The 12886-nt window shown below is 40.7% G+C and carries 10 protein-coding genes and 2 tRNA genes; 6 read left to right on the top strand and 6 right to left on the bottom strand.

Annotated elements, in window-relative coordinates:
- Positions 1-13: 13 nt before the first annotated feature.
- From NQ510_RS08630 to NQ510_RS08615, 4 genes are all read left to right on the top strand, one after another.
- Positions 14-697, top strand: coding sequence for a tetratricopeptide repeat protein (locus NQ510_RS08630; RefSeq protein WP_005823621.1), 684 nt, complete (start codon positions 14-16; stop codon positions 695-697).
- A gap of 143 nt (positions 698-840) precedes the next feature.
- The gene (gene ribH, locus NQ510_RS08625; RefSeq protein WP_005823623.1) at positions 841-1335 is read left to right on the top strand and encodes a 6,7-dimethyl-8-ribityllumazine synthase; all 495 of its coding nucleotides are present in this window, start codon (positions 841-843) and stop codon (positions 1333-1335) included.
- A 73-nt stretch (positions 1336-1408) separates the two neighbouring features.
- Positions 1409-1491, top strand: a tRNA-Tyr gene (locus NQ510_RS08620).
- A 9-nt stretch (positions 1492-1500) separates the two neighbouring features.
- Positions 1501-1573 (top strand) — tRNA-Gly (locus NQ510_RS08615).
- A 133-nt stretch (positions 1574-1706) separates the two neighbouring features.
- On the opposite strand, the gene NQ510_RS08610 is transcribed toward NQ510_RS08615, so the two are convergent.
- Positions 1707-2003 carry a hypothetical protein gene (locus NQ510_RS08610; protein WP_005823625.1) on the bottom strand — a complete coding sequence of 99 codons (297 nt, stop codon included), beginning with the start codon at positions 2001-2003 and terminating at the stop codon, positions 1707-1709.
- Positions 2004-2176: 173 nt separating this feature from the next.
- Between NQ510_RS08610 and NQ510_RS08605 the strand changes: the two genes are divergently transcribed.
- Both NQ510_RS08605 and NQ510_RS08600 read left to right on the top strand, forming a co-directional pair.
- Entirely contained in the window at positions 2177-2740 is a 564-nt protein-coding gene (locus NQ510_RS08605) for a Crp/Fnr family transcriptional regulator (protein ID WP_005823628.1), read from the top strand.
- 100 nt (positions 2741-2840) lie between these two features.
- Positions 2841-3995, top strand: coding sequence for an acyltransferase family protein (locus tag NQ510_RS08600; protein ID WP_008665488.1), 1155 nt, complete (start codon positions 2841-2843; stop codon positions 3993-3995).
- A 95-nt stretch (positions 3996-4090) separates the two neighbouring features.
- Here NQ510_RS08600 and NQ510_RS08595 read toward each other — a convergent pair whose 3' ends face one another.
- The 5 genes from NQ510_RS08595 to NQ510_RS08575 form a co-directional block, all read right to left on the bottom strand.
- The gene (locus NQ510_RS08595; RefSeq protein ID WP_005823632.1) at positions 4091-4456 is read right to left on the bottom strand and encodes a hypothetical protein; all 366 of its coding nucleotides are present in this window, start codon (positions 4454-4456) and stop codon (positions 4091-4093) included.
- Between the two features lie 191 nt (positions 4457-4647).
- A complete protein-coding gene (locus NQ510_RS08590; protein WP_008665489.1) occupies positions 4648-7203 on the bottom strand; it encodes a GH116 family glycosyl hydrolase in 2556 nt (851 codons plus the stop codon).
- Between the two features lie 25 nt (positions 7204-7228).
- Positions 7229-8956: a family 20 glycosylhydrolase gene (locus NQ510_RS08585; RefSeq protein WP_234134785.1), complete on the bottom strand. Its 1728-nt coding sequence runs from the start codon at positions 8954-8956 to the stop codon at positions 7229-7231.
- Between the two features lie 82 nt (positions 8957-9038).
- The gene (locus tag NQ510_RS08580) at positions 9039-11648 is read right to left on the bottom strand and encodes a glycoside hydrolase family 3 N-terminal domain-containing protein (RefSeq protein ID WP_005823638.1); all 2610 of its coding nucleotides are present in this window, start codon (positions 11646-11648) and stop codon (positions 9039-9041) included.
- Between the two features lie 37 nt (positions 11649-11685).
- Positions 11686-12876 carry a glycoside hydrolase family 172 protein gene (locus NQ510_RS08575; protein WP_005823641.1) on the bottom strand — a complete coding sequence of 397 codons (1191 nt, stop codon included), beginning with the start codon at positions 12874-12876 and terminating at the stop codon, positions 11686-11688.
- Between the last annotated feature and the right edge of the window lie 10 nt (positions 12877-12886).

The following is a 12886-nucleotide window of genomic DNA, read 5'->3' as shown; positions in this document are numbered from 1 at the left end:
AGATTATATAAAAATGGCAGAACAAAAAAAGACGAATGAAGCCTTAAACGTGGAGGATGCACTGACACAATCGGAGGCCTTTTTCATTAAGAACAAAAAAGCAATCATCGGCACTGTAGTAGCAGTAATCATCATCATTGCCGGTGTAGTGATGTACAAGAACCTTTATGCAGACCCCCGTGAAGAAAAAGCACAAGCTGCCTTATTCAAAGGACAAGAATACTTCGAAGCAGACGCTTATGCACAAGCACTGAACGGTGATAGCATCGGTTTTGCCGGATTTGTAAAAGTGGCAGACGAATACAGCGGCACAAAAGCAGCCAATCTTGCAAAAGCCTATATGGGTCTCTGCTATGCACACCTCGGTAAATATGACGAAGCAGTGAAAGCATTGGACAGCTTTGACGGAGACGACCAAATGGTAGCTCCTGCCATGAAAGGTGCTATGGGTAACTGCTATGCGCAGCTCGGCCAACTGGACAAAGCCGCTTCCATGCTGCTGAAAGCCGCCAACGAAGCCGACAACAACTCCCTCAGCCCCATCTACCTGCTGCAAGCCGGAGAAATCCTGGTAAAGCAAGGTAAGTATGACGATGCAATCCAGGCGTATACCACTATCAAGGATAAATACTTCCGTTCATACCAGGCAATGGATATCGACAAGTATATCGAACAAGCCAAACTATTGAAGAAGTAATATACCTTATTATAAAAATATCTCAGGCACGGATTACACGGAAAACACGGAAAGACACAATAGCCGTGAATCCGTGTAGTCCGTGCCTCTTTTATCTCTCCTCTCCCTTTAATTTTCAATTATTAATTCTTAATTCCTTATTTATGGCAACAGCTTATCACAATCTTTCAGACTACGATTTCAGTTCTGTACCCAGCGCGGAAAAAATGAAATTCGGCATCGTTGTATCTGAGTGGAATTATAATATTACCGGCGCTCTCCTAAAAGGTGCCATAGACACCTTAAAAAAACATGGAGCCAAAGATGAAAATATTCTGGTAAAAACAGTACCCGGCAGTTTTGAACTGACTTTCGGCGCCAACCAACTTATCGAATACAGCGAAGTCGATGCAGTTATTGCAATTGGTTGTGTAGTCAGAGGAGATACTCCACATTTTGACTATGTTTGCATGGGTGCTACCCAAGGAATTACCCAATTAAACGCAAGTGGCGATGTACCAGTAATTTACGGATTAATTACTACCAATACTATGGAGCAAGCAGAAGACCGCGCCGGTGGCAAGCTGGGTAATAAAGGAGACGAATGTGCAATTACTGCAATAAAAATGATAGATTTTGCTTGGAGTTTACAAAAATAGTCGTATCTTTGCACCGCAATTGAGAAACAAACCTACTCAATGAGAGAATTGAGATAGAATCTTAAGTGCAAAAGGGCAAATACCAGAGTGGCCAAATGGGGCAGACTGTAAATCTGCTGGCTTACGCCTTCGGTGGTTCGAATCCATCTTTGCCCACAAAAAATTGCGGAAGTAGCTCAGTTGATAGAGCATTAGCCTTCCAAGCTGAGGGTCGCGGGTTTGAGCCCCGTCTTCCGCTCTTCTGAAAATCAGATAGTTATCGCAAGATTTCTATCTGATTTTTGTTTTTAGAGAATGCTGAATTTAGTGTGGTTTAACCGAGTGAGTTAAACCAGGAAGTCAACCGAATGACGCAAAGCACAAATTCATGGTTATTTAAATAAGATATTTCTGAGAATATCATCTAACCACGGCTCTTTCATCTTTTCCACAAAAACATCATTCTTTAGTTGAAAAGCCTTTTTGTAAACACTCTGCATTTTCAAATTATAGCGCACCGTATCATAGCGGACTACTGACTGGTAAAATCCGGTATCAACAGCGACAATTTCATTTTCTATTCTCAATGTATCCTCAGCTGTATCGGAAACTCTTCCAGTCTCCATCTGTGCGAATGAAATGCAGCTACCTCCGATTAGAGCCAATAATGTTACCAATATTTTATTCATACGCTACTGTTTTCTACAAAGATACAATATTCAAAGAACAAACATCTCTTTTACAAAAAAAATTCCATTATACCATAAACGCTTATAAGGCAACGCACACATTTGTATATCAAAGTTCAGTTTTAGTTAATAAAATTATGTAAGTTTGTAAACGAATAAAAAGCTCCCCTCCAATGAACAACATCATTCATAAAATCAGGCAGATTTATCCGGTTTCCGAAGAAGCTCTTCAGGCATTGCTGATGAATATGCAGGTAAGACACTACCCTAAAGGAACTTATATAGTACAAGCAGGAGTGACAGACCGTTTGGTTTATTTCATTGAGGAAGGGGTCACCCGTTCCGTATTTCATCACGACGGACAAGATACCACCACTTGGTTCAGCCAGGAAGGTGATGTAACCTTCGGAATGGATTCACTGTACTATCAGCAGCCGTCAGTAGAAAGCATTGAAACTCTTTCGGACTGCAAAATCTACGTCATCCACATAGACAAGTTAAATGCTCTCTACGAAACATATATTGATATAGCCAACTGGGGCAGAATACTGCATCAGAACGTAAACAAAGAGCTCAGTCATATGTTTGTGGAAAGGCTCCAACTGCCTCCCAAAGAGCGGTATGAACAATTTAACCGCCGTTACCCCAGACTGATAAATCGGGTGAAGCTAAAATATGTGGCAGCCTTCCTGGGTATTTCCATCTATACTCTCAGCCGGGTACGCGCAAAAAAATAGAAGATTGCCGTTCTTTTTTGCTTTTAAGCAAAAGAACTTCGCTTCGCATGGCGTATCTTTGAGATCCGAAAACATTAACCAAACAACAGAAAAAAAACAGATGTCGCACATTTCATCTTCTGCCTTTTCAGACACCAAAGCACATTATGACCTTCTCGACGGGCTCCGTGGCGTAGCAGCCTTGATGGTTATATGGTATCATATATTCGAAGGCTATGCTTTTGCCGGTGGTAGCATTATCGAAACCTTCAACCACGGCTATTTAGCTGTAGATTTCTTCTTTATACTATCGGGATTCGTTATCGGGTATGCTTATGACGACCGTTGGGGCAGGAACCTCACAATGAAAAACTTCTTTAAACGGCGCCTGATACGTCTCCATCCGATGGTCATTATGGGAGCTGTCCTGGGTGCCATTACTTTCTGTCTTCAAGGATGCGTACAATGGGACGGAACACATATTGCCCTCTCCATGATTATGCTGTCCCTTCTTTGCACTATATTTTTTATTCCCGCAATGCCAGGTGCAGGTTATGAAGTCCGTGGTAATGGCGAAATGTTTCCTTTGAATGGTCCATGCTGGTCCTTGTTTTTTGAATATTTAGGCAACATCCTTTATGCCTTGTTTATCCACCGCTTATCAAACAAAGCCCTTGCCGTACTGACAATATTGCTGGGAGTGGCATTGGCATCATTCGCCATTTTCGACATCTCCGGATACGGAAATATGGGGGTAGGCTGGACACTGGACGGAATAAACTTTGGCGGCGGATTGCTGAGGATGCTTTTTCCTTTCTCCATGGGCATGCTTTTGTCGCGCAACTTCAAGCCTATCAAGGTGAAAGGTGCTTTCTGGATATGTGCCATTGCATTGGTTACCTTGTTTTCAGTGCCCTACTTGGAAGGTGCAACACCGGTCTGTACAAATGGCATTTATGAAGCGTTCTGTGTAATCATCGCTTTTCCGGTTCTCGTCTGGTTAGGAGCTTCCGGTACCACAACGGATAAAAAATCGACCCAGATATGCAAGTTCCTGGGAGATATATCCTATCCAGTCTATGTGATACATTATCCATTTATGTACTTGTTCTATGCATGGCTCATCAAGAACCAGCTCTTCACGTTGGAGCAGACTTGGCAGGTTGCCTTGTGTGTTTACGCATGGAACATATTATTGGCTTATCTATGCTTAAAATTCTATGATGAACCGGTACGGAAATATCTGGCCAGACGCTTCTTGAGCAAAAAACAATAAACAGTCCGTCACGGAGATTATGCTGATTCGCACAGATACAAATTCCCGATATAAATTCAATCTGCGCAAATCAGTATGATCTTTGTGGCGAACTGTTATTCCAGATAAAGCGGTTCCACTACTTCCATCACATTCTCATGGAACCACTCATCCAATTTTGCCTCTACCTTATCCTTTATCTGTGGAGTGATGTATTTCTTCATTTTCTTATAAGCATAGATTGCAGCAAATCCCTTCCCTACCATAAAGACTTGTCCCAAGAGGTCTTCTATACCGGCAGGAAACACAATGGCCACCAAAGCAATCATGATATTTGTCCTTTCACTCTCTGGAGTAGAATCAGCAGTCAGGACATAATAAGCTGTCAGTACGGGACGACCAGCTGCCCGACTACCTTTCTTTATATACTCCTCTACTTTAAGACGAATCTCGTCCATAGAAAAATTCATTTTCATATTCATAATCTCCTCTTTTTATTTATTAGACGCAGAAAGATGAAGTTTGGTTGCAAAAATCTGCAAATAACATAAAAATAGTTCTGTGGAACAATCACAGCCCCACAGAACTCTCATAAAACCATCTAATCTATACATGTAAATCTTACAATACTACAAATTTCACAATTTGTATATAATCAAGAACCTTATCCAAACTATAATTGAATTTCCTTACCGGAAACGATACATTTCTGTACATCTATTACCCCATATTTCACATCTATAAACGGCTTTCCTTCCTTAAGTCCAACATTACCAAAACCCGTTTCCGTAGACAAGAATGAAGTGAAATCATCTCCAATCCGCGAATCTATATACAAAATTTTGTCTACTGCATCATAGCGTATTCCCGTAAGGCCTTCTAGCATAGCATAACTGGCCATTGCACGAGCATACCATGCTCCACACTCATATTCATTAAACGGATTACGAACACGACCATTATAACGATCACGGCAAGTTCTCACTATTTCAAGCCCTTTTTCCACTTCTCCTTCAAACATAAGATGAGCAGCCACTTGATATTCAATTCCAGTCCACACTTCGTTACTGTATACAAAAGGCAATTTTAGCTTACCACCTTTCGGCCAGGTACAAAGTAATAATCCCCCATCCTCTCCCAATGCAAAGGTGGAACGTTGAGGGTTGACATGGTTACTTAAGCTCTTTTTAAAGTTATACTTATGGACAGAAATCAAATGACTTTTTACTTTCAGACGATCGACCACCTCCGGCATTCCACATACCAATGTCATCCAAGAGCCCAATATTCCGTCAGACAAACAACCTTTACCATACTGATATTTCGGACCTTCTTCTTGTAGGATTTTTAAAGCTTCTGGCGTATAATGGGTCACAAACGATTGGGCATCAACTGGGTCTGGAGCGTCCAATCCAGTCCATTGAATGTTCTGAATAAAATACTCTCCATCAAAAAGTTTGCTCTCCAAATATGCTTTACTTTTATTCATCAATTCTTCATAACGGGAAATATCATCGCCTACCGTTTTACCCATCAAGCAAATAGCTTGTAATGCTCCTACATAAAAACTGGTAATCATCCCATTCGCGCCCCAAAACTCTATATCATACGTATTATGGTGAGGTTCTTCAACAGCTCCAACCTCTCTCGGATCCCAAGTACGGATACAATAATCCATACTTTTCTTCACAGCTGGATACATCATCTTCAGCCAATTTATATCACCCATAATTCTCCATTCACGATATACCTTCATTATACCTCCTAATTGCCCATCTGCCGCCGAATGAAAATCATGGACAGTAGGACTGATAGGCAGATTCGTACGGAACACTTGATGTCCCCTTTTATCCTGGCTCACAAAAAATTCTGTTTCACGTAATGTACGTTCTAATTTTGGGAAAAGATGAGATACAGCTTGCGCATAATTCCAAACATGCGTGCATGAACCATGACAAGAGCCCCAATTATCATGACTTCCCTCCCAATTCCACATACGCCCATCGTATTGGCGAAGTACTGTAGTAGATTTCAATATACTCAAATTAGCAGCAACAGCCTCCTTAACTTCAGGTGGAAGAGTAGAATCATAGAAAGCATCAGTGAACAACTGAGTATTCTTTTTCAATGCATCATAATTATCCAACCAGTAGTTTGCAACATCTTGTATACTGCCAAACCTACTGCTATACCAAGGGCGGTAATTCCCTTCAAAATTATTCTCATAAGTATAACAGTTACTCAATTCATCTGGACAAACTGGTGCATCAGGGATATCAGTATCTGTACGTGGGATTCCACCTATTCGTTCTTGTGAATAAGGGACATGCCAAGCCATGTACAACCTTATATTACGAGTCTCACCAGGTGCTAAAGTAAACGGCACATATAACGAAGCTCCCACTGCTCCTTCCAAGCCTGCTGGATTCTCTTCCATTCTGCCCTCTTCCAAGTTATCCCAACAAATGCTCAATGGGTCGAACCAACCTCCACGAAACCAGTTATGATTAACTACCGTCTGGGGATTGTCAGTATAAATCATAAAATCACCTTGACAGAAAGGTTCATTCTCTGTGCCTGTCTGTCTTAGAATGAATCCATTCTTTGCTGCATCTATATACGCTTTACCTCTACCCGGAGTTTGCATAAAATTCATACTATTATATGAAAAGACGGCTTGTACTTCCTCATTACTGGTATTATGAAACTCATATTCAAACCCAGCAACCGGTAGACTTGAATTATCTTCATCCGTTGGTATAAATGGATTCCAGGCAACCAGTTTCACATCTATAGGGACATTCTGATCTGCCAACTCTACCTCCGCAAAAGGGAAACGTGACTGGAAACTATACTCCTTAAACCGGGGCATTCCCCATGAGCCGCCGTCTCCACGGCTGGAATTAGGAGCACCAAATTTTTTCCATTCTGGAACCGGCCCTTCCAGAATGCGTGTACCATACTCATAACCTTTCACATGAATTGCAGCAAACATCGTTGGTTCATTGAAAACATTCGGTCTATGACGTATAGACATATTACTCAATGCTCCTGTTCCTTCAATACAGAACATGCCCGTGCCTATACCTCCTATAGGGAAAGCTATTTTACGCGTATATTCACCTATATACTTCTCATTATAGCCACGTTCAACCGCACTCTCATGATGCCAGCACCCTTGAAAAATCAGTGCACAAACTACCAGACATATTAATAAATATTTCGTCATAAATACTGTATTTATTATCATTTTTTTATTTTGTATCAGGAGCTACAACTGTATAAACAGCACTACTTCTACCGGAAGAAAGGCGGAGATAACATTTTATATTTACTCCACTGAAAGATAAAGGTAACTGCAATGTATCCGTATAGAGTTTTCCATATAAACGAGGATCGGTACCATCTGTGGTATAATATATATCAGCACCCTCTACTGACGGCTTCAAATCCACTATCGCGTTACCGCCTCTAACAATAGCTTTATCCCAACCAATCGGTTCGGGAATACGGAAAGTAACCCCTTGTCTATCCAGTTCAGCCAAACATCCCGCTAATCTTTCACGGAAATCTGCATAATTCTTCTTTTCCGCAGGTGACCAACCTATTTCTGAAAGGGCCATAGCCCGAGGATATGCCATATAGTTCACTTTATCAGGATGATGTATAAATTCTCCCCAAACATTAGCTTGTACCCCCATTATATAACCGCATTGCTCTTTTGTAAGCTTAGGCGTATAAGGTTCATAGCTGTAGATATGTTCCAACGTAACCAGTCCTCCTATATTTAAAGGCTCATTAGTATAATCCTCACTCTGATAATAATCAATATACATATAGTTATTGGGAGCCATCACCACTTTATGCCCCATTCCCGCTGCAGCAATTCCACCGTTTTCTCCTCTCCAGCTCATTACAGCAGCATTCGGTGCCAGACCACCTTCTAAGATTTCATCCCAACCAATGATTTTTCGCCCCTTCCCCGTTACAAATTCATCCAAATGATGGATGAAGTAACTTTGCAATTCATGTTCATCTTTCAATTTATTTTCCTTAATGCGTCGTTGACACTTCGGACATTCTTTCCAACGTCTTTTAGGTGCCTCATCACCGCCTATATGAATATACTCACCGGGAAACAAATCTATCACCTCAGATAAAACATCTTCTACAAACCGATAGGTTTTATCATTACCGAGACAAAGAACTTCCTCCTTAATACCCCAAGTTTCCGGTATCCGAAATGGTCCGCCCGTGCAAGACAGCTCCGGATATGTAGCTAAAACAGACATTGTATGTCCTGGTAAATCGATCTCCGGAACAATAGTGATGTACCTATCTGCCGCATATTGGATAATCTCCTTAATCTGCTCCTGAGTATAGAATCCTCCATGTGGAATACGATCTTGTTCTGTCGGATTATGCCCCCACTGAGTACTATTACGCCATGCCCCAATTTTGGTCAATTCTGGATACTTTTTTATTTCAATACGCCACCCGGCATCTTCTGTCAAATGCCAATGGAATCTATTTATTTTATAACGAGCCATTAAATCTATATACTCTTTTACATATTCCACTGAGTAAAAATAACGTGCAACATCCAACATCAAACCACGATAACCAAAACGGGGTTCATCATTTATCATAATATACGGAAGCTGTATGCATCCATTTCCCTTATCAACAAGTAACTGCTGCAATGTCTGAATTCCATAAAATATTCCAGCTTCACTTCCCTTGATTGTTACTCCCTTATCATCCACAACTAATGAATATGCCTCTAAAGGCATTTTCTTGTCTATCTGCAAATGAATGGCATTCTTTCCTTTCGATCCTTTCTTCAAAGTCACCCCAAACCGTCCATCTAAATAATTATTAAAGAGACTGACTGTTTTGGTAAGCGCATCATTACTGTAATTTATACGTGTATCGGCAGATACATCCCAAGAACCTTCTCCCATCACCATTTCTTTTGGCATAGGAATTACTGACTGTGCATTACAAGGTAACGTACCGAGAATAATACATATTACCAATATGTATTCCCATCTGATTTCGTGTTTAATCATGACTGTAATTCAATTTTATATCTATATCCTTTTGTTTATTCACCTTGATATTTACTGTCTCGAATCCTTTGGCAGAAACCGTTAGCACATCGTTTTCTACAGTCAGAATGGAATATCTTCCGCCTTCCTTACTTATAACCGTTCTACCAGAATAATTAGATTTGATTTCAATTCCACTTATAGGGGTTGCTTGTACATCTCTGACACAACCAGCAACCTTTATCTTTCTTCCTGGATTCTTCACAATTTCATCCATGCAGAAGTCGTTATGACCAAGACTATTACTAGTCACCGGCTGTCTGCCAACAAAGATTGTCCTTCGTAATCTGATATCATCTGAGGCTGTTCCTATCTGTATTTCATACTCCCCTTCTTCTACTACTTTTTTCATGCTCAAATCATATAAGGCCAATTCTTGTATTGGTAGCTTCAAAACAACTGTCTGCATTTCGCCTGGTTGTAAGAATGGTTTTGAGAATGCCTTCAGTTGCTTGACCGGAGTCACAACCGAACTGACCACATCTCGAACATAAAGCTGTACTACCTCCTTTCCCGCTACACTACCCGTATTCTTCAAAGATACACTGACAATCAAGGTATCAGATGGATGTAATAACTCTGCAGAATAATGAGCATTCAAATACTCAAATGTAGTATAACTCAATCCATGCCCAAAAGACCATAACGGAGCTGGTGAAGAAAAAACATAATCACGTCCAGGTTCATTTGGTCTACCAGGACGACGATAGAATCCTTTGTCCGTTGGCAAATGATTATAAAAAACCGGTAAATGTCCTACGCTCTGCGGAAACGAGAATGGAAGTTTGGCTGAAGGATTAATATTTCCCAATAACATATCAGCTATTGCATCTCCAGCTTTCTCACCACCGTACCATTGTACAACTATGGCTGGAATATGTTCTTTTATCCAAGAAATAGAAAAAGGCTTACCTGTAACCAATACAACTATAACAGGTTTTCCTATTGCATAGATTTCTTCCACCAATTCTTCTTGTACACCTGTCAGATCCAGAGAAGAGAGGTCAAACCCCTCCCCACATGTAGCATCTGAATAGTCACGTGCCAGTGAAGCACTAGAAGAACCAACAAATACAACAGCCATGTCACTCGCTTTTACAGCAGCTACAGCTTCATCAAATCCGGATTTATTATCTGTAATAAGATCACATCCTGCCGCATAATTTATTTTTATCTTATTTCCAACCCGTTTCTTTAGGCCTTCAAGTGGAGTAACCCCATCTTTATTACTCCGGCTCCATGTATAATCCCCGAACTGTACTTGATTAGCATTCGGCCCAATCACTGCTAATGATTTTATTTTATTCAAATTTAAGGGTAAAAGAGTATTTTCATTCTTCAATAAAACAATCGATTCATCAGCCACTCTGCGCGATAGCTCCACCGCTTCTTTAGTACGCATGGCTACTCCCGGCATGTCAGCGCCCTGATATGGATTCTCGAACAATCCTAATTCAAATTTAACACGTAAGATACGTCCAACAGCCAAATCCACATATTTTTCATCAAACCTGCCTTGCTCTATCAATTGCTCCAAAGCCCAATAGCAATTACTGGAAGCTTCCAAGTCCACCCCCGCAGTCAAGGCTTGGATAGCCGCTTCACTATCATCCTTAGCTGTATGCTGAAAATCCTTCAACATAGCCACTGCCCCCCAATCGGAATATACATATCCTTTGAATCCCCATTCATTGCGTAAAATATTCGTCAGTAAATAAGAAGAAGCAGAATTAGGGATGCCATTCCAAGAATTATAGGAGGTCATCACCGCCTTCACTTCCGTATTCCGAACAGCCATCTCATACGGCTTGATATGGATATTACGTATATCCCGTTCTCCACTCTCAACTGAAGCCAAGTTCAGCCCTCCCAAAGGAGCTCCTCCCGGTCCAAAAGGTTTCAACATTGGAGATATTCCTCCGTCAATATAACCTTTCACTTGTGCAATCCCCATCTGTCCCACTAGCCAAGGATCTTCACCAAACGATTCCTCAACACGCCCCCATCGCAAATCCCGAACAACATCCAATCCTGGTGAAAGAGTCTGAATTACCCCTTGGGACCTTAATTCTGTAGCAATTGCTTTAGTCATCTGATAAGCCAAATCTAAATTAAAAGTACTACCAACGGCTACAGATTGAGGAAAAATGGTAGAACCATCATGTACCGAGCCATGTAAAGACTCAGTTACTGTAAAAACTGGGATTCCCAAGCGTGTCTCTTCAACCATATATTTCTGAATTGCATGAAATGCTTTCCGCACATTTTCACCAGTAAGATTGAATCCCTCAATACAGCCGTAACTAATATCACCAGCTGCATCTCTTAATTTTTGGTAATCCACCTCTTGACCATTGTATAATTGATAACCATGCAAATGACTTAATTGTGCTATTTTTTCTCGTAATGTCATTCTGCCCAATAAATCTGTAACCCGTCGTTCAACAGACATACTAGAATCCTTGTACACCGGAATGCATTGAGCCATGGAATCTACGGCAATAAGAACCGACAATATAAAAGGTAATAACCATTTTTTCAAAATCCTATCTTCAAGTAACATATTTCAGTAATTCAAAAAGTAAATATAAATATCAATCTTATGGTATAGCTTGATGGTCTGTATCACGCATTCTATACCAATCAACCAACTTTTCTTTCTCTGGTAATTTGAACGCCAGAGGTACAGCTTTGTCTTGATACCAGAAAGCCGCCGAAGAGAATTTAAAGGGCCGGGTCTGCTCCGGTTTACGGGGATTTATAAAATCAAAAATAAAACTTTCATTGAAACAGATTGCATCTTGCTCATGATAACGATACATACTCACCATCGAACGGAGCGGATCCTTTATAGGAACTCCATGCAACTCTCCACAGAATTCACCTTCCCTAAAATACCAGCCACCATTAAAATAATCTTCAAGTCCAGAACCAACTATAGTCGGTACACTTTTGTCTTCCGTATCGATATAAATAAACTCGGGTGCTTCCAAATATCCCAAGTAGTTTGGAAGCCAACTCTGCATGGACAAGGAACAGCCAATAAAATGTCCATGTCCTTTAGTCTGCAATATGGTTAATGGTTCATAACCAGGATTGGTACCAGCATTATATAAACAATGGAATCGTCCCATACCCTCAGGTAAACTCTCCAATTGATCATAATTGGCATTTAAGAAAACGCTTGTAGTCAAACGGTGATGAAGATTTTCCACTTCTATCCTTACCTTTTTAAATGGCATCGGAAAATAACAATAGAAACCTCCACTGGACATACCTATATATTTGGACATATAATGCTTATATTCACAATGCCCTATACCAAAGAAGTCACCAATCGGACATTCTACAGAAGGATAGTCCTCACCATCCCAATAAATACGCAAAATCAGCATTTTCAAAATAGTAGGATCAGGCCACCGCTCCTTACTTAAATCCCAATTTTCCCAAAACCAACCATTAATAGTAAACCACATACGGGTAATTACACCAGGAGAAGTGTGATCTACCAGTACAGATTTCTCACCCGGTCCAACCAAATGGGCTTTAATCTTAGTATTCAAGTCAAAAGTCGTAAACTGACGAGATACAGCGTTACGCATAGTATGGATAGATGTAAAAGCAGAGGTTTGAATGTCTCTCCGTTCTTTCTTGATGGGATTCAATGCATGCCCTACACCAGGTAATGCTGCCAATCCTACGGCACCTGCCATAGTAGCCAATGCTTTACGACGAGACATCTTTTGAGGGCTGGAATCCATATTGCCCGGAATTTGTTTTCTCTTCATCATATTATGTATT

Origin of the sequence: Bacteroides uniformis, from assembly GCF_025147485.1 — a bacterium.
Classification (GTDB): Bacteria; Bacteroidota; Bacteroidia; order Bacteroidales; family Bacteroidaceae; genus Bacteroides; species Bacteroides uniformis.
This window is presented reverse-complemented; position numbering and strand designations above follow the sequence as displayed.